This is a genomic window from Paramagnetospirillum sp. (assembly GCF_058402745.1).
The window spans coordinates 195,678-213,090 of the sequence record NZ_JBZVFI010000018.1; the positions used below are offsets into that span (position 1 = coordinate 195,678).

Sequence of the window (17,413 nt, forward strand, 5' to 3'; positions counted from 1 at the left end):
TGGGCGATCAATGAGCGGACAGAAAATCCTCGTTACCGGATCCGATGGTTTCATCGGATCACACCTGACGGAATATCTGGTGCGTGCCGGACACGACGTGCGCGCGTTCGTCATGTACAATTCATTCAATTCCTGGGGATGGCTCGATCAGTCCGAACCCAGTGTCAAGGCTGACCTCGACGTGTTCGCCGGCGACGTACGCGATCCCCACGGCGTACGGGAAGCCATGAAGGGGTGTGACATCGTACTGCATCTGGCGGCACTGATCGCGATACCCTATTCCTACCACTCGCCCCAGTCCTATGTGGACACCAACATCACAGGCACCCTGAACGTGCTGCAAGCGGCGCGCGATCTTGGCATCTCGAAGGTCGTGCACACCTCGACCAGCGAAGTCTACGGCACCGCCCGCTTCGTTCCCATCACCGAGGAGCACCCACTTCAGGGCCAGTCGCCCTATTCCGCCAGCAAGATCGGCGCCGATCAGATCGCCCTATCGTTCCACCGCTCCTTCGGGACGCCGGTAACCGTCATCCGGCCCTTCAACACCTATGGTCCGCGACAGTCGGCCCGCGCCGTCCTGCCCACCATCATGACCCAGCTGCTGACCGGCCGGAAAACCTTGAAACTGGGGGCGCTGCGCCCAACCCGCGACTTCAATTTCATCAAGGACACCGTGGCCGGCTTCATCGCCATGATGAACTCCGACGCCGTCCTCGGTGAAGTGGTGAACATCGGCAGCAATTTCGAGATCAGCGTCGGCGATGCGGTGCGGGTCATTGCCGAGGTTATCGGAGTGGACCCGGTGATCGAGTGCGAGGCCGAACGTTTGCGGCCGGAGGCCAGCGAGGTGGAGCGTCTGTGGGCCGACAATGCCAAGGCCGCCCACCTGACGGGGTGGGCGCCGAACTATGGCGGCCTTGACGGCTTCCGCCGTGGCATCGCCGAGACAGTGGAGTGGTTTCGCCAACCCGAAATCCTGAAAGCCTACAAGCCCGAGCTCTATAACCGATGAAGAGCAACGCCGACCTTCTGCCGTCGCTGATCGTCCCGCCCGAGACGACCATCATCGATGCCGTGTCCCAGATCACCCGCGCTGCCCGCAAGATCCTGCTGGTGGCCGACAGGGACAATCGTCTGCTGGGTGTGGTGACCGATTACGACGTGCGCCGCGCCATCCTCGACCACATTGATTTCACTTCGCCGGTAGAGGTGGTGATGTCGCGTCATCCCGTGGCCGGCAGGGTAGGCATGTCGCGGACGGATATCCTCGCCCTGATCCGGGAACGGGCCTGCGCGCAGATTCCGTTGCTGGATGCGGACGGGCGAATCGTCGACATCCATTTCATAGACGAATACCTGAACGGCGATTCCTCGCCCCGGATGGCCGTGGTCATGGCCGGTGGCCAGGGCAAGCGGTTACGCCCGTTCACCGAACACACGCCCAAGCCGCTGTTGACGGTGGCGGGACGCCCCATCATCTTCATCCTGCTCGACCAGTTGCTGTCGGAAGGCATCGAGCGGGTCTACGTCTCGGTCAATTACAAGGCCGACATGATCAAGATGGCGGTGATGGACGTGCCCCGCTACCGCAATCACGTCACCTTCCTGGAAGAAACCAAGGAGCTGGGTACTGCCGGGCCGCTCAGCCTGCTGCCGTCACGGCCGGACGAGCCCTTCCTGGTGGTCAATGCCGATGTGCTGACCAGTATTTCCATGCAGGAAATGCTGCGCTACCACGCGGCTGAAGGCAATGAAATCACCCTGGCCACCAAGCGCGACGTCCACAACGTCCCCTATGGTGTCGTGAATCTGGAGGGGAGCCAAGTCACCGGCCTTGTGGAGAAGCCCAAATACGTCTACTTCGTCAACACTGGTGTCTATGTCCTGAACCCATCGGTCCTGGACCAGCTTGAAAGCGCCGGCCACCGCGACATGCCGGACGTCATCGCCCAGACCCTGCAAACCGGCAAGCGGGTAGGCAGCTTCCCGGTGCATGAATACTGGCTCGACATCGGCAATCACGAACATTACGCCCGCGCCCAGGAGGATTTCATCCGCCTGTTCGGCGACGGGGTCATCGGCGAAGTAGAATCGTGAACAGCGCGGCGGCAGGCCTGCTTGACCGGTTGAACGGCCATTTTCGCGGCCGCGAGAGGCGAGAGGGGCTCATCACTCTGCACGAGCCGTGGTTTCGCGGTCGCGAATGGGACTACGTCAAGGAATGCCTGGACACCGGCTGGGTTTCCTCGGTGGGCTCCTTCGTCGATCGCTTCGAAGCCCTGGTGGCAGAGGCTTGCGATACCCGTTTCGCCGTGGCCGCGGTCAACGGCACCGCCGCCACCCACGTCCTGCTTCATGCCATGGGAATTGGCCCCGGCGACCTGGTCGTGGTACCGGCACTGTCTTTCGTCGCCACCGCCAATGCGGTCGCTCATTGCGGTGGGTCGCCCATCTTCATGGACATCGATCCCGCCACCTTGGGCATGAGCCCTGCCGCCCTGGCCTCATTCCTGGCCGAGGAATGCGAGTACACCGCCGACGGCACGCTGCGCCGGCGTGGTTGCGGCCGCCGGGTGGCGGCAATCATGCCGGTTCACGTCTTCGGGCATCCCTGCGACATGGACGGGCTGGCGGCCTTGGCCCAGCAATACGGCCTGCCGCTGGTTGAGGATGCCGCAGAGGCATTGGGCAGCCGCTACAAGGGGCGACGCTGCGGCAGCCTCGGCCGGGCCGCCATGATCAGCTTCAACGGCAACAAACTGGTGACCACCGGCGGCGGCGGTATGGTGGTGACCAATGACGAGGCCCTGGCCAGGCGGGTCAAGCATCTGTCCACCACCGCGCGGGTCGGCAAGGGGTGGGTGTTCGACCATGACGAGGTCGGCTTCAACTACCGCCTTCCCAACCTCAACGCCGCCCTGGGCTGTGCCCAGATGGAGGCGTTGACGGACACGGTGGCCCGCAAGCGCGGGCTGGCCGGATTGTACCGTGATCTGGCCGCCGGGCTCGAAGGCGTCTCCATCTTCTCCGAACAATCCTGGGCCGAAAGCAATTACTGGCTGAACGCCGCCCTGTTCGACAGCCCGGCCGAGCGCGACATCTTCCTGGAGAACAGCAACGCCGCCGGTTTGCAGACCAGACCATGCTGGCGACTGCTGTGCGACTTGCCCATGTATGTGGATGCGCCACGGGGCGCCCACGGGCTTGATGCGGCCCGGACGGTAGAGGCCCGGCTGGTCTGCCTGCCCAGTTCCGCCTTTCTGCATGCCAACCCCTCGGAGAATGCCCAGCCGTGACCGCTTTTCCCCTGGTCATCGCCGAAGCCGGCGTCAATCACAACGGCGACGAGGCTCTGGCCCACCGCCTGATCGACGAAGCCTCCGCCTCCGGGGCTGATGTGGTCAAGTTCCAGACCTTCAGAACCGAAAGACTGGCCTCGGCCGATGCCCCGAAATGCGGTTATCAGATCGAGGCTACCGACCGGGGCGAGTCGGCATTCGCAATGCTGAAACGCCTTGAGTTGGATCGGGAAGCCTATCCCCGCCTGATGGCCCATTGCGCAGAGCGCGGGCTCGAGTTCATGTCGACCCCATTCGACGAGGAATCCGCCGACTTCCTGGTCGCCCTGGGCATGCGCCGGGTCAAGCTGCCCTCGGGCGAGGTTACCAATGTACCATTGCTGCGCCATGTGGCTCGGCTGGGGCGTCCGATTCTGCTGTCCACCGGCATGTCCGACCTGGACGAGGTCGTGTTGGCCGCCAGCGTCCTGCAAATGGCCGGCTGCACCGATCTCACATTGCTGCATTGCCTGACCGATTACCCCGCCCCGGTGGCCGAGACAAATCTGCGCGCCATGGCCACCATGGGCGCGGCCACCGGCCTGCCCATCGGCTATTCCGACCATACTGAAGGCATCACCGTGTCCCTGGCCGCCGTCGCCCTGGGCGCGGTGGTCATCGAAAAGCACTTCACCCTGGATCGCACCATGGAGGGGCCCGACCATAAGGCATCGCTCGAGCCGGCCGAGCTGAAAGCCCTGGTCGAGGGCTGCCGAGCGGTGGCACTCGCCCTCGGGGACGGCCGCAAGGTGCCTGCTCCCAGCGAGGCGGAAAACCGCAACGTAATCCGCCGCAGCCTTACCCTTGTGGCCGCCGCCCCCGCCGGGACGCCGCTGACAGCAGAAATGCTGATCGCCAGGCGCCCGGCCAGCGGCATCTCACCCGCCGCCATCGATCGGGTGGTGGGCCGTCGCCTCAAGGCCGCCGCCGAAGCGGGCGCCATCCTGACCGAGGACATGCTGGCATGAGCGCTTCGCCCCGTGAAATTGCGGTGGTTACCGGAACACGCGCTGATTTCGGCATCTACCTTCCGGTGCTGCGTGCCATCCTGGCCGAACCCGCCCTCCGGTTGCGGCTGCTGGTCTGTGGCATGCATCTGGCGCCCGAATTCGGCCATACCGTCGATTCCATCCTGGCCGAGGATATTCCCGTGGCCGAGCGCATCGACACCCTGCTGGCCACCGATACTCCTGCCGCCATCGCCAAGTCCATGGGGTTGGGTCTCTCCGGGTTCGCCCAGAGCTTCGCCGCTCGCCGGCCTGATCTGCTGCTTTTGCTGGGCGACCGCTATGAGATGTTTGCGGCGGGCGCCGCCGCCCTGCCCTTCGCCCTGCCCATCGCCCACCTGCATGGCGGCGAACTGACGGAGGGGCTGATTGATGAGGCCATCCGCCACGCCCTTACCAAGATGAGCCACATCCACTTCGTCTCAACCGAGACCTATCGCCGCAGGGTTATCCAGATGGGCGAGGCCCCCGAACGGGTGCATCTGGTGGGCGCGCCCAGCCTGGACAATCTCAAGACCGTACCCTTGCTGTCGGACGAGGAGTTGTCGGAGCGCATCGGCCTACCTCTGAATCCCGCTCCTCTGGTGGTCACGTTCCATCCCGTCACCCTGGAATACCAAGATACCGCCAGCCATGCGGTGGAGCTGATGGCGGCGCTGGACCGGGCCGGATTGCCGGTGGTGTTCACCTATCCCAACGCCGATACCCAAGGCCGGGTGCTGATCGAGGCCATCGACACCTATATTGCCGCCCATGCCAATGCGCGGGCGGTGCGCAGCCTGGGCACCCAGGCCTATTTCTCCCTGATGCGTCGCGCCTCGGCCATGGTGGGGAATTCCTCCAGCGGCATCCTGGAGGCCGCCAGCTTCGGTTTGCCGGTGGTCAATATCGGCTCGCGCCAGCAAGGCCGGGTCAAGGGCGCCAATGTCATCGATTGCGGCCCCGGCCGTGACGCCGTCTCCGCCGCCCTGGCCAAGGCGCTGGACCCCGCTTTCCGGTCCAAGGTGGCGGATATGGTCAATCCCTACGGCGACGGCACGGCGTCGCCGCGCATCGTCGCGTGCTTGCGCGACATCCCGTTGGACCGGGCCCTGATCGAGAAACGCTTCCACGATTTGCCGGAGACCTGATGCGAATCGTCTTTATCGGGGCGGTTGAGTTCAGCCGCCATTGCCTGGAAGTCACACTGGACGCCGGCGGCGACGTGGTGGGCGTGCTGACCATCCCGCCCGAGGCCAACAGGTTCAACGCCGATGCCGCCGACCTGGCCGGGCTGGCCCACTCCCGCGGGGTTCCGGTGCACCTGGTGGCCAAGGTGAACGACCCCGCCACCATCGCCCTGCTCCGCGACCTGACACCCGATGTTCTGTTCGTATTTGGCTTCTCCCAGCTGATCGGTCCGGAAATATTGGCAATTCCCCGCCTGGGCTCCATCGGCGTCCATCCGGCGCTTCTGCCCGAGGGGCGGGGGCGCCACCCCCTGATCTGGGCTTTGGCGCTGGGCCTGCCCCGCTCTGGCCTCAGCTTCTTCTGGATGGGCGAAGGGGCGGATGACGGACCGCTGCTGTGGCAGAAGGCGTTTGACATCTCTCTGGAGGATGATGCCGCTAGCCTCTATGCCCGCATCAAGGTTCTGGCCGCCGAGGCCATCCCCCAGTTCCTGCCGCAACTGGCCGGGGGCGAGCCACCGAGGATTCCCCAGGACGAAAGTCGCGCCACCGTCTGGCGCAAGCGCGGCGAGGCAGATGGCGAAATCCAGTGGAACGGTCCCGCCCGTACCGCCTACGACCTGATCCGCGCCTTGACCCGACCTTACGTCGGGGCGCATACCTTTCTCGGTCAGGAACGCCTGACGGTGTGGAAGAGCCGCCTGGACCCCTGTCCCGCCGGAGAGCCTGGCGAGGTGGTCGAACTGGGGCCCGATGGTCCGCTGATCAGTACCGGAGACGGCGGCTTGCGGCTGTTGCGGTGGACCGGCCCCGCCCTGGCTAAAGGGCACCGTTTGGGAGGATCAAGGTGAACCAGCGCATTCTTTGCGTCGCACCCCACGCGGATGACGAAACCCTGGGCTGCGGCGCCACCTTGCTGCGTCACAAGGCCGAGGGCGACCAGATCCATTGGCTGCTGGCCACCGATCCCAAGCCCCCCCTGTACGGCTCCGACTACATCACCAACCGCGAGGCGGTGATCGCCAGGGTGGCCGGCGATTACGGATTTGCCGCCATTCACCGCCTAGGCCTGCCGGCCGCCGGCCTGGATCGTATCCCCGAAGGCGAAGTGATCGAGGCGCTGCGAACGGCGATCGCCAAGGCTGCCCCCGACGTGATTTATCTGCCCCATGGCGGCGATGTCCATTCCGACCACCGCATCCTGTTCGCTTGCGCCATGGCGGCGCTGAAGCCATTCCGCTGCGGCCTGTCAGTCAAGCGGATCTATGCCTACGAAACCATCTCGGAAACCGAGCAATCCGCGCTCGCCCCCCCGTTCCTGCCCAACAGCCTGGTGGACGTTTCGGGCACTTTCGAGGCCAAGCTGGACATCATGGCCCGCTTCGAAACAGAACTGCAGCCCTTTCCCCTGCCCCGGGAGGCCAGCGCCATCCGGGCCCTGGCGCGGCTGCGCGGCGCGACCCTGGGAGTGGCGTATGCCGAGGCCTTCATGCTGATCCGTGAAGTTCGATGAACCCGATTGCCCTGCTGGGCGGCGGCGGCCATGCCCGATCCCTGCTGGAGGCTCTTCGCGGCCTGGGAATCGAGGTCGTGGGACTGGCCGATCCCGATCCGTCCCGCGCAGCGATCCTGGGACTGGCCTGGTTGGGAGCCGATCTGCCCCCCGACTTTCCTGTCTCGACCCAACTGGTCAATGGCCTGGGCGGCGTCCGCGACACGCGCCTGCGCCGCGCCGTGTTCGAGGGAGCCCGCCAGCGCGGCTTTCGCTTCGCCACCATCGTCCATCCCGCCGCCTATGTCGCCGACGACGCCAAACTGGCCGAGGGCGCCCAGGTCATGGCGGGAGCGGTGATCGGCAGCGGCGCCGGCCTCGGCGTCAACTGTATCGTCAATACCAGGGCGGCGGTGGATCACGACTGCATCATTGGCAACCACGCCCATATCGCGCCCGGGGCCGTCCTATCCGGCAGCGTCACGGTCGGCGAGGGCGCCCATGTGGGAACCGGTGCGGCGATAATCCAGGGCATCACCTTGGGTCGCCACTGTCTGATCGGAGCTGGCGCAACCGTCATCCGCGATGTTCCCGATGGCGCGACGGCGCTGGGCGTGCCCGCCCGAATAGGGAATTCGACGACCGGTCTGCCATCTCGCCGGAGCTGACACAGATCCCGCCCAATGGCCAAGTTTAGCGCGACGCCGACAATCAACAGATTGCCATAATGGCATGCCATGCTGCCACATTGCCCGATGGTGCCAAGAAGCCATTCCGCCCATCGGCGACCGGTTCCACGGAAGCGAGGGGCATTGGTCCACCGCATCGAATGATGGACGTCCACATTCAGCCAGAAACGGCGTTTTGAATTGCTCACGGGGCTTTCGCTGACATATTCTCTTCGATCGGCTGACCCTGCGCGAATCTTGATCTGATTGTGCCCTAGTTGTGGGAACGTAAGCTCCTTCAGGAAGGATGATGTTGATGAGTGACGGTAGCGATTCCATTGCCCAAGCGGAAAGTGCAGAGGGTGTGGAGTTCAATGCAAATGCGACTTTTCATGAAGAGGTCTATCGCGAAGACTGGAAAAGTCATCGTCCTTCGGAGTACTTCGAATACCGCAGGATGTGGGATGAAGTCCCCCGCAACAAGGTCGAGCTGGATTTTCCCCTCCACCTGGACATCGAGACGTCCAACATCTGCAATCTGCGCTGCCCCATGTGCCCGCGCACTCTGCTGGTGGATCAGGGCGATACCAACTACACCGATGCTTCGCGCATGAGCCGTGAGGATTTCGCCTCCATTATCGACCAGGGCGTCACCCACGGGGTCAAGAGCATCAAGCTCAATTACCTGAGTGAGCCGCTGGCCCACAAGGATGTAATGTGGCAGGTGGAATACGCCAAATCCAAGGGCGTCCTCGATGTCATGATGAACACGAATGCCGTCCTGTTGCGCAAGGACAAGGCCGAGCAATTGCTGGCCGCGGGCATCGACAACGTCTTCGTGTCGTTCGATGCCATTTCCCCTAATCTATGGGAAGAACAGCGTGTCGGCAGCACGCTGGGCCAAGTGATCGACAACCTCTATGGCTTCGTTAAACTGCGCAACCAGTCGTATCCTCACGTCCAGGTCCGGGTCTCCATGGTCATGTACAAGGAGCCCAAGTGGCTGGAGCAGTTTGAGGGCCTGAAAACCATGTGGAAATACGTGGTCGATGCCGTGGGTTACGGCTTCTACACGGAGCGGGATCCCGACAAGCGCGGCGAATACGATCGGGTCCAGGGTTTCTGGTGCGCCCAACCCTTCCAGCGCATGTTCCTCAAGAACAACGGCAACGTCACAATCTGCTGTGTCGATGACAAGGACGAAGTGATCGTCGGCGATTGGCGGCGTGAAAAGCTGCACGACATCTGGAATGGCGAGCAGTACCGCGAAATTCGCCGCCTACATGCGACCGGCAACTACTACGACATGGCGCTGTGCCGCAAATGCTATATGCCGGTTTCGGAGTAGGTGGATACGTGCCATGCCGGAATTGAATGTTCTGATTACCGCCCGGCTCGGCAGCTCGCGACTGGCTGCCAAGCACCTTCAGGCAATGAGAGGTGAGACGCCGGCCATCGTCTGCCTTATCGAACGGTTGCGGACCCAGCCCCTCCCGCTGGTCCTGTGCGTTCCCACCGGCGATGTCGATGCCCCACTGAAGGAAATCGCCACGGCCCAGTCAATCGGCTGCTTTGCTGGTGACGGCGATAACGTGCTGCTCCGATACTCCCAGGCCATGGAAGCCAGCGGCGCACCGGCAGCGATCATCATCGATGCGGATGACGCCTTCGTCTGCATCGAAGCCATCACCGGCATCGCGGAGGCTTATGATTGCCACGACGTCATCACCTGCGCCGGATTGCCCTATGGTGGAGCGCCCTATCTGCTCTCCAAGCGGTTCATCGATGCCATGCTCGCGTCGGACATTACGACCAGCGGCTGGTCGCGCTTTCTTACTAGCCTGCCGGGCAAGAAACTGACGTTGAATGATTGGGCAGTAGGCCCGGCCGAGCAATCCTATCGTCTGTCGCTGGATTACGACGAGGACCTGGCATTCATGCGGCACATCTACGCCCATGTTCCGGCCCGGCCAGTGGTTCGCCTTGCTGATGTGGTCGGCTACATTACCGCTCATTTCGACGCATTGAAGTCGCGGTTCCCGACTCTGTTCGATGGCACCTTGGCCGAACGGGCGCAACAGCACATGGGCCGCTAAGTGTCCGGTGAACTGAGGGTCGCCATTCTCGGCTGCGGGCTGGCCGCAGGCCTTGGTAATGACGAATCCGTATGGTCACACCCCCAGGCCATGGCCCATGTGCCAGGCCTCCATCTGGCTGCGGCCTTCGACCCGGATGACGGGCGCCTGGCGGCCTTCTGCGACCGTTGGGGCTGCGCCGCAGCCACCTCGGCCGAGGATCTGCTGGCGCGCCGGCCACATATCCTGCTGATCTGCGCCCCGACGGCCCTTCACGAACACTATCTTTCCGCCGCGCTGGCCGCCGGCATCTCGACAGTGGTCTGCGAAAAGCCCATGGTCGGGGATGCCGCCACGGCGCGACGCCTGGTCAACGCCTATGGCGAGGCCGGACACTCGCTTTACGTCTACTACCCTCGCCGATGGATCAGTGATCTCCGCGGTCTTGCCGCCGAGATCGCCGCCGGGGCATGGGGGCGGCCCTTGGGTTTTCACGGTTGGTACGGCAAGGGAATCCTGACTATAGGCTGTCATTGCATCGATCTGGTACGCCAGTTGCTGGACCCGGTGGAGCGGGTCATGGCGTTGCCCCGGCACATAAGTGGCACCGCACCCAACGAAGTTACCCCGGATCTTCGTCTGACCCTTACCTCGGGTGTTTCAGGCATCCTGCAGTCCTATGACTATTCCCGCTACGCCTTGACCGATCTTGACCTCCTGTTCGAAGAAGGCCGCATCCGGCTGACTGACCTTGGATTCCGTATCCAGCGCTGGCGCCGCAGCCCCAGCCCCCATTTCGAGGGGTTCTTTGAATTGGCCTCCCATGGTCCATCCGAGACGGATTATGCGAGAGCCGCCCTGAGCCTGTGGCAACAGGTCAGCGACAATCATGGCCGCCTGACCGTGGTCGATGACGGCGATTGCATGATACTTGGCGTTATCGACGCGGTCGCCCGTTCCCTCCAAAGCGGGAGAGAGGAAAATGTCCATTCTGGCGATTAAGGGCGGCTCGCCCGTCCGTCAACGCCCCTTCCAGGAATACAATCCCTTCGGCGAGGCTGATCGCAAGGCAGTGCTGGAGGTAATCGACAGCGGGGTGCTTTCGGGCTTTGTCGGCAGCCGTTGCGACGAGTTCTTCGGCGGTCCCAGGGTGAGGCGCCTGGAAGCTGCCTGGGCCGAGGCCCACAGCATCAAGCACGCCGTCTCCTCCAACTCAGCGACCTCCAGCCTGGTGTCGGCCCTGGGCGCCTGCAAGATCGGCCCGGGCGACGAGGTCATCGTCACCCCCTTCACCATGAGCGCCACCATCACCGCCATCCTGTTCAATCATGCAGTGCCGGTGTTCGTCGATGTGGAGTGGGAAACCTTCAACCTCGATCCTGCCAAGATCGAGGCGGCCATCACAGATCACACCAAGGCCATCATGGTAGTGCACCTGTTCGGCCATCCCGCCGACATGCCGGCCATCATGGCCATCGCCAGAAAGCACAAGCTTTGGGTAATCGAGGACAACGCACAGTCGCTGGCCGCCACGATAGACGGTAAACTGGCGGGAACCTTTGGCGATATCGGAGTGTTCAGCCTCAATCGCCACAAACTGATCCAGTCGGGCGAAGGCGGCATTGCCGTCACTGACAACGATGAACTGGCGCTACGCCTTCAGTTGATCCGCAATCATGGAGAAAACGCGGCTTCCTCCTTTGGCCTTGCCGACCTCTCCCACACCATCGGTCACAACATGCGCATGACCGAGTTGGAAGCGGCAGTGGCCTACGAGCAGTTCATCCGCAAGGACGAGCTGATCGGCGGCATCATCGACATGGCCGCCCTGCTTGACCGCGAACTTGGCCGTCTGCCCGGCCTGGCCCCGGTTACCGTTCGCCCCAACGCCACCCACACCCGCATGCATCACACCCTGATTTATGACGAGACGGCAACCAGAGTTCCTCGCGACCTGTTCGTCAAGGCGCTGAATGCCGAAGGCATTCCGCTTTGGGGGGGCTATCTCTTCCCGCAGTATTTGATGCCTGCCTTGCAGCAGCAGGCGGTCTTCGGCCCCACCGGCTGCCCACTGCGCTGCCCCCATTACAAGGGAAAGCTGCAGGACTGGAAGCAAGGGCTGTGCCCGACGGCAGAGCGGCTGCATCAGGTGATGATCAATCACGACCTCCACCGCCCGCCCAATACCATGGCGGATATGGCTGATATCATCACCGCCTTCCACAAGGTGAGCGATAATCTGGATGAGCTGCGGAGCCTGGCATGAGTATTCTGCTGGTCGGTGAGGATCCGGGGGGGATCGATGTCATCGTCCCCATCAAACGCCGCCTGGATACACTTGGAATGGCCGCGCCGGTGATTTGCAGCGGCCCCGGCTGTCCGGTTTGGGAGAGGCACGGCATCGCCTTTCAAGACATCACCGACAAGGTCGCGGGGCAGATTAGCGCCGAGGAAGCCAGGAAACTGATCGCCGCCCACCGGCCGAGCATTCTGCTCACCGCCACCAGCTTTCCCCGCACAGTGGAGAAGGTGTTCCGCCGAGAAGCCCGGGCAACGGGTATTCCCACGGTGATGGTACTGGATGCCGACCGCGACGACCTTTACCGCTCGGAGCCCCAGGAACTGGCCTGCCGGCCTGATTTAGCTCTGTCCATCAGTGGGCGGATGACCAGCCAGTTGGAAGCGGCCGGCTATGCCAGGGTACTGACCACCGGCCATCTCGCCTTTGCTGATATCATTGCTTCGGGCAATGCGGTCAATCCCGTCGACTTGGAAAACTGGAAAAGAACAGAGCTGAATGTAGACCCGTCTCGTGAGCTCATCGTCATTTTTTCAGACAACATTACACAGGTGTTTGGAGCGGAAGGCGCGCTTACCGAGATAGGTTTCCACGAAGGGATTGCAGTGCGGGACTTGCTGAGAGCCATCTCGGCTTTAGCACGTGCCAGCCAGAGATCATTTGAAGTTATAGTTAAGCTTCACCCGAAAGAAAATTTTGGTGGTTTTAATGACATATTCGACGAGCTCTCTGATGAATATGTAAGATTTAAGGAGATATCACGCATCGACAATATAAGGTTGATTCTTTCTGCTGATTATATCATGGGCATGTTTTCAATTATCATGGTCTGGAGCGCCCTGCTTGGGCGACTGACTCTCAGTTACCAACCAGGGGCTAAAAAGAACACTTTCCTGGTTACCGCTCAGGAAAATGTTGTTCCCTGCTGTTACGATCCCTCCTCTCTGCCAGAAATGGTTCGATCCTTCCTGACCGATTCCGGGTGGCGGGCAAACTGGCTGGCGACACTGGCGAATTGGCGCCCTCCTACGGACGGATTGGATCGGGCCATGAACGAGATCCTCCGGCTCCACTCTCAAGGAACCTCGACGCCTTCGAGCCGATAAGGCGTCAACCCGGCTGGGCCCGTCGATCTTCTCGTGAAGAGATGTAATGTATTCTTGTTGGTCGTATCATAGGCGTTGTGATGGGTGCTCAAAATTTCCGGCCGGACGACGTTAGCTAGCGGAGTTAGTATGCCTCAGATGTACATCCATATTGGCCTTCCCAAGACCGGCTCGACTTTCCTTCAGCGGCAGGTTTTTCCCAAGCTGAACCTGCTTTTCCTTGATGACCCAAGGAATTCCCGCAAGAACCCTTCCCACATCTTCAACAAAATGCCGCCTCGGGAATGGACCGCCGCTGAGAAGGTCGCCATCAGGGACGAACTGACGGCCTTTGTTGATCAAGCTATAAAAGAAAATCCCGGTACGGAAAAGATCTTGTGGTCCTGGGAAGGCTTGGTCGGCGATGTGAACATGGGATATCTCAACCAAAATAATGTGGCCGACATATTGAAGGGATGCTTTCCTGAGTCAAAAATTATATTATTTTTGCGCCGGCAAGACAACTATGCTGAGAGCATTTATGTTCAAACAATTCACAACTACTCATGGGGAAAGCCTGATGATTTTATATTGAGAGATGATAATGGAAATTTTTGCCAGTTTCACTTCAACTCAGTGCGGCATAATCCTGTTTTGTCAGTAAACGACCTCGACTGGACGAATATCTGCGAGCTTTACTGGGACAGATTTGGCCGGGATAATATGCTCGTCATGCCGTATGAGGGTATGCGGGGAGATTATGAAGCCTTCATGGCGGAATTATACGCGTTCCTGGAAAGTACCCCCAACAGCCCCGTGGTAAGGCGGGAAGAAAATCGCTCCTACTCCCAGCATTCATTCCTCATCGCCCGCTTCTTGAACCGGTTCACCAGGGAGGGCGGATCAGGCTTCCCGCTCATCATCAACAAGCCATTCTGCAACAGGCTGTATCCCCATATCCACACCAACCGCCTCGCGCGATTGGCTTATGGAGTGCTGCGTCGCCTGGATTTACGCCGGATTCTGCAAGAATATGTCGATCGGCTGTTCTGGCAGCCAAACCATGCCTTTAGTGATTCGCTGAAAGAAGAAATTCGAAAGCATCATGGCGCCGCCAATCAGGCGTTGGATGCCAAGATTGGCGGAAAGCTCAAGAAATACGGCTATTACTAGAGCGGCTTCTGCTCGATCACGGTCATATCCAGCAGCGACGAAGTCGCTCTGACATTCGATTTGGATGAAAGCATCAATACCCGGGCTAATACCAGCCTGCGCTGACCGCGACTCATCGCAGTTTGGATAGGCCCGAAGGGCCGCGCCGCTTATGCGGCGGGAGGCAAGGGCGCTCGCGCCCGCCCGCCGATTGTGGGCGATCCCGGTGATCGGTTGCGGTCACTGGGATCTGGTATAAGCGTCGATCCGGGTTCCCCAGGCCAGACCGGGCGCGGATTCGACCTCGGCCAATCCCGCCGCCTTCAGCAATTCCGCCACCTCGCGGTGGTCCTGGCAGATCTCGTAATGGGGATTGAGCCAGTCGAAGGTGTCTAGCACCGTCCACTCGTATTGCTGCTCGCGGCTCAGTTCCGGCGGATGGGTGGCGCAGATGGGGACGAAGCGGGTGAAGAAACGCACCTTGGGGATAGCGCTCATCCGGCGGGTCAGCGGGAAGAACCAGCGCACCAGCGCCTCGCACAGAGCCAGCAGGCGCTTCTGGTCCCAATGGGGGGTCAGGCGGCGCAGGGCGTACTTGACCACCTCCAGTCGGCGCAGCGGGTTCTTCTCGTAGAAATTATAGGCCAGATGCCCGCCGGGCTTCAGCAGGGGCGGCAGGGCGCGCATCACCGCCGCCGGGTCGGGGGTGTGCTGGATCACCCCCATGCAATACACCGCGTCGAACACGCCGGGACGCAATGGCAGGTTCAGCAGGTTGGCCTGCAGCCAGGCCACCTCGCCGCGCTCCGGGGCGCGCCCCGCCGGTTCGTCGCAATTGGCGCGACAGGCGTCGATGGCCGCCGACAGGTCGCAGGCCACCACGCGGGCGCCCAGTTGGGCGGCCACGTCGGTGAAACGCCCGGCGCCGCAACCGGCATCGAGGATCAGCTTTCCCTTGATCCAGGCGGGGTCCCAGCGGGAATCCGCCAGGAAGCGGCGCTGGGACAAGGGATGACCGGACAGGCGGTCCACCTGCAGGGTGCGCCAACGGTTCCACTGCCAGCCGAAGCCCTCGGCATAATTCTCCGCCCCCTCCACGAAGCGGGGAATGCCGCGCACCACCGGCACGCGCCTGCCGCAGCCGGGGCACAGCAGGGCCTCGCCGTCCAGAACCAGCGGCGCGTCGCTCCGGCAGGATGGGCAGTGCAGCAGGTCCAGCAGCCAGGGGGCGATCACGGGCGGCCTCACGTCGTTATGAAAGCGGAATGGAGACGTCTGGCCCAGCCGCGCAGGGAGGATTCTCCCAGCCACTGTGCCACCGGCACGAAGAATCCGGTCTTGGGGCGGTCCAGGATGGCGGCGGGCAGGGCCGGTTCGGCACAGGCGGCCATGTCGGCCTTCCCGGGCGCCCGCCCGGCGGCGCGCAGGTCCAGCACCGCGTCCAGGAGGGCGGTATCCACCAGCGGCACCCGGATTTCCAGGGAATGGGCCATGCCCGCCCAATCGGCGTCGCGCAGCAGCTGGTTGCGCATGTAGAACTGCATTTCCAGGGCGGAGATGGCCGCGACGGGATCGTCGAGACCGGCGGCGGCCTCCTTCAGGCGCAGGCGGGGGGCCAGGGCCTCAAGCCCGGCCCGGGCCATGTCCGGATCCATCAGACGGGGCAGTTCCCAGGGCATGAACAGGCCGCGCCGCAGCAGGTAGGCGTCCGGAAGGCGCCCTCCCAGTTCGATCAGCCCGGCAAGCTTGGCCCGCACCAGGGGCCCCGCCACGACGCGGAACGTCCGTCCGAGGCCGGGAACCGCCGCCAGCGGCCCCAGCAGCGACACCATGCGGGGAATGGCGGAGAAATTGTCGTAGCCGGCGAACAGTTCGTCGCCGCCCAGGCCCGACAGGGCGACCTTGAGGCCGGCTTCCCGCGCGGCGCGGGCCACGAACCAGACGTTGACGCCGTCGATGGTCGGCTGGTCCATGTCGGCGATGATGCGGTCGCGGCAGGCGGCGAAGTCTCCGGCGGGAATACGTCGGGTGATGTGTTCGGTTCCGTAACGGGCCGCGACCCGCTCGGCCAGGGGGGCTTCGTCCTTGGCCGTGCCGGCGAATTCCGCGAAGGCCAGGGTGACGCTTTTCAGGGCGCCGTGGCCGAGCCCGGCCGCCAGGGCGGCCAGGGTGGCGGAATCGCGCCCGGCCGACAGGAACACTCCCACCGGGACGTCGGCGATCAGGTGGTGGGCGACCGAATCGGCCATGGCCGCGCGCAGATCGATGCGGGGCGCCCGGCGTGGACGGCGCAGTTCGGCGCCAAGGTCGTAGAACCTGCCGTCGCGCCGCTCTCCATCCAGGCCGCGCCACAGCCACGTGCCCGGTGGCAGTGCCTGGATGCCGCGATACAGGGTATGGGGCTCGGGGACATGGCCCCACAGGAAGAACCCTGCGTGTCCGGCCGGATCGGGATCTGTGTCGATGCCGCCGCCGGCCAGCAGCGCCCTGACCTGGGAGGCGGCGCGCAGGCCGTCCCCGGTTTCGGCCAGATAGAGCGGTTTGATGCCCAGCCCGTCGCGAGCAAGGAGCAGTCCCTGCCGCTCCCCGTCCCACAGGGCGATGGCGAACATCCCCCGCAGGCGGCCCAGCATGGCCACGCCGTGGCGACGGTAAAGCTCGAGGATCACTTCGGTATCCGAGCCCGAACGGAACCGCGCGCCCTGTGCTTCCAATTCGCCTTTCAATTCCCAGTAGTTGTAGATCTCGCCGTTGAAGGCGATCACCGCCCGTCCATCGGCCGAGGCCATGGGCTGGGCGCCGGATTCGCTCAGGTCCAGGATGGACAGGCGGCGATGGCCCAGAAGGACCCGGCCCTCGGCCCCGCTCCAGGCGCCGCCGCCATCGGGGCCGCGCTTGTGCATGGCACCGGTTACCGCCGCCAGCCAAGGGGCGCCGGGCAGTGAAGAGCGGGACGTCAAATTGAGAAAGGCGGCAATGCCACACATGGAAAGCTACGCAGTTCACTCGACGGAGAATCGCCCACCAATAGCGGATTTTCCGCGGGTCCACCAGCCGCGCGCTCCGCTTTTGCCGTTGGACTCGCCTGCGGGTTCGGAATAAATATGGCGCGAAGATTCGGTCCG

16 protein-coding genes are annotated in these 17,413 nt (G+C 62.9%); 14 read left to right on the forward strand and 2 right to left on the reverse strand.

All coding sequences use genetic code 11. The features are described 5' to 3' along the window. The first annotated feature begins 10 nt into the window (after positions 1 to 10). The 14 genes from ACV4UZ_RS16835 to ACV4UZ_RS16900 all read left to right on the forward strand — a co-directional run bounded on the left by ACV4UZ_RS16835 (position 11) and on the right by ACV4UZ_RS16900 (position 14,309). Positions 11 to 1,015 (forward strand): NAD-dependent 4,6-dehydratase LegB, encoded by a 1,005-nt coding sequence (locus tag ACV4UZ_RS16835; RefSeq protein WP_491601945.1) that lies wholly within the window; start codon positions 11 to 13, stop codon positions 1,013 to 1,015. After that, positions 1,012 to 2,100, forward strand: a complete 1,089-nt coding sequence (locus ACV4UZ_RS16840; protein ID WP_491601946.1) for a nucleotidyltransferase family protein — start codon at positions 1,012 to 1,014, stop codon at positions 2,098 to 2,100. The genes ACV4UZ_RS16835 and ACV4UZ_RS16840 overlap by 4 nt, the downstream gene beginning before the upstream one ends. Beyond that, a complete protein-coding gene (locus tag ACV4UZ_RS16845) occupies positions 2,097 to 3,299 on the forward strand; it encodes a LegC family aminotransferase (RefSeq protein WP_491601947.1) in 1,203 nt (400 codons plus the stop codon). The genes ACV4UZ_RS16840 and ACV4UZ_RS16845 overlap by 4 nt, the downstream gene beginning before the upstream one ends. Beyond that, complete coding sequence (neuB, locus tag ACV4UZ_RS16850; RefSeq protein WP_491601948.1) at positions 3,296 to 4,309, forward strand: N-acetylneuraminate synthase; 1,014 nt, start codon at positions 3,296 to 3,298, stop codon at positions 4,307 to 4,309. The genes ACV4UZ_RS16845 and neuB overlap by 4 nt, the downstream gene beginning before the upstream one ends. After that, the gene (neuC, locus tag ACV4UZ_RS16855; protein WP_491601949.1) at positions 4,306 to 5,478 is read left to right on the forward strand and encodes a UDP-N-acetylglucosamine 2-epimerase; all 1,173 of its coding nucleotides are present in this window, start codon (positions 4,306 to 4,308) and stop codon (positions 5,476 to 5,478) included. Before neuB ends, neuC begins: the two co-directional genes overlap by 4 nt. Then, on the forward strand, positions 5,478 to 6,368 hold the full coding sequence (locus ACV4UZ_RS16860) for a methionyl-tRNA formyltransferase (RefSeq protein WP_491601950.1): 891 nt from the start codon (positions 5,478 to 5,480) through the stop codon (positions 6,366 to 6,368). Before neuC ends, ACV4UZ_RS16860 begins: the two co-directional genes overlap by 1 nt. After that, complete coding sequence (locus ACV4UZ_RS16865; protein ID WP_491601951.1) at positions 6,365 to 7,030, forward strand: PIG-L deacetylase family protein; 666 nt, start codon at positions 6,365 to 6,367, stop codon at positions 7,028 to 7,030. The genes ACV4UZ_RS16860 and ACV4UZ_RS16865 overlap by 4 nt, the downstream gene beginning before the upstream one ends. Next, entirely contained in the window at positions 7,027 to 7,677 is a 651-nt protein-coding gene (locus ACV4UZ_RS16870) for an acetyltransferase (RefSeq protein WP_491601952.1), read from the forward strand. Before ACV4UZ_RS16865 ends, ACV4UZ_RS16870 begins: the two co-directional genes overlap by 4 nt. A 316-nt stretch (positions 7,678 to 7,993) precedes the next feature. Then, positions 7,994 to 9,025, forward strand: a complete 1,032-nt coding sequence (locus ACV4UZ_RS16875; protein WP_491601953.1) for a radical SAM/SPASM domain-containing protein — start codon at positions 7,994 to 7,996, stop codon at positions 9,023 to 9,025. 13 nt (positions 9,026 to 9,038) lie between these two features. Next, positions 9,039 to 9,773 carry a glycosyltransferase family protein gene (locus ACV4UZ_RS16880; protein WP_491601954.1) on the forward strand — a complete coding sequence of 245 codons (735 nt, stop codon included), beginning with the start codon at positions 9,039 to 9,041 and terminating at the stop codon, positions 9,771 to 9,773. Next, positions 9,774 to 10,754, forward strand: coding sequence for a Gfo/Idh/MocA family protein (locus ACV4UZ_RS16885; RefSeq protein WP_491601955.1), 981 nt, complete (start codon positions 9,774 to 9,776; stop codon positions 10,752 to 10,754). It begins immediately after the preceding gene. Continuing rightward, on the forward strand, positions 10,735 to 12,018 hold the full coding sequence (locus tag ACV4UZ_RS16890) for a DegT/DnrJ/EryC1/StrS family aminotransferase (protein WP_491601956.1): 1,284 nt from the start codon (positions 10,735 to 10,737) through the stop codon (positions 12,016 to 12,018). Before ACV4UZ_RS16885 ends, ACV4UZ_RS16890 begins: the two co-directional genes overlap by 20 nt. Further along, positions 12,015 to 13,157 (forward strand): hypothetical protein, encoded by a 1,143-nt coding sequence (locus ACV4UZ_RS16895; protein ID WP_491601957.1) that lies wholly within the window; start codon positions 12,015 to 12,017, stop codon positions 13,155 to 13,157. The genes ACV4UZ_RS16890 and ACV4UZ_RS16895 overlap by 4 nt, the downstream gene beginning before the upstream one ends. A gap of 129 nt (positions 13,158 to 13,286) precedes the next feature. Further along, positions 13,287 to 14,309 (forward strand): sulfotransferase domain-containing protein, encoded by a 1,023-nt coding sequence (locus ACV4UZ_RS16900; protein WP_491601958.1) that lies wholly within the window; start codon positions 13,287 to 13,289, stop codon positions 14,307 to 14,309. A 219-nt stretch (positions 14,310 to 14,528) separates the two neighbouring features. Here ACV4UZ_RS16900 and ACV4UZ_RS16905 read toward each other — a convergent pair whose 3' ends face one another. After that, a complete protein-coding gene (locus ACV4UZ_RS16905) occupies positions 14,529 to 15,524 on the reverse strand; it encodes a methyltransferase domain-containing protein (RefSeq protein WP_491601959.1) in 996 nt (331 codons plus the stop codon). An 8-nt stretch (positions 15,525 to 15,532) separates the two neighbouring features. Further along, the gene (asnB, locus tag ACV4UZ_RS16910) at positions 15,533 to 17,275 is read right to left on the reverse strand and encodes an asparagine synthase (glutamine-hydrolyzing) (RefSeq protein WP_491601960.1); all 1,743 of its coding nucleotides are present in this window, start codon (positions 17,273 to 17,275) and stop codon (positions 15,533 to 15,535) included. Between the last annotated feature and the right edge of the window lie 138 nt (positions 17,276 to 17,413).

Bases quoted from the DNA above. Each gene is read 5' to 3' on its own strand.
- ACV4UZ_RS16835 (WP_491601945.1), top strand. From the start codon at position 11: ATGAGCGGACAGAAAATCCTCGTTACCGGATCCGATGGTTTCATCGGA.
- ACV4UZ_RS16840 (WP_491601946.1), top strand. From the start codon at position 1,012: ATGAAGAGCAACGCCGACCTTCTGCCGTCGCTGATCGTCCCGCCCGAG.
- neuC (WP_491601949.1), top strand. From the start codon at position 4,306: ATGAGCGCTTCGCCCCGTGAAATTGCGGTGGTTACCGGAACACGCGCT.
- ACV4UZ_RS16860 (WP_491601950.1), top strand. From the start codon at position 5,478: ATGCGAATCGTCTTTATCGGGGCGGTTGAGTTCAGCCGCCATTGCCTG.
- ACV4UZ_RS16870 (WP_491601952.1), top strand. From the start codon at position 7,027: ATGAACCCGATTGCCCTGCTGGGCGGCGGCGGCCATGCCCGATCCCTG.
- ACV4UZ_RS16875 (WP_491601953.1), top strand. From the start codon at position 7,994: ATGAGTGACGGTAGCGATTCCATTGCCCAAGCGGAAAGTGCAGAGGGT.
- ACV4UZ_RS16880 (WP_491601954.1), top strand. From the start codon at position 9,039: ATGCCGGAATTGAATGTTCTGATTACCGCCCGGCTCGGCAGCTCGCGA.
- ACV4UZ_RS16890 (WP_491601956.1), top strand. From the start codon at position 10,735: ATGTCCATTCTGGCGATTAAGGGCGGCTCGCCCGTCCGTCAACGCCCC.
- ACV4UZ_RS16895 (WP_491601957.1), top strand. From the start codon at position 12,015: ATGAGTATTCTGCTGGTCGGTGAGGATCCGGGGGGGATCGATGTCATC.
- ACV4UZ_RS16900 (WP_491601958.1), top strand. From the start codon at position 13,287: ATGCCTCAGATGTACATCCATATTGGCCTTCCCAAGACCGGCTCGACT.
- asnB (WP_491601960.1), bottom strand. From the start codon at position 17,275: ATGTGTGGCATTGCCGCCTTTCTCAATTTGACGTCCCGCTCTTCACTG.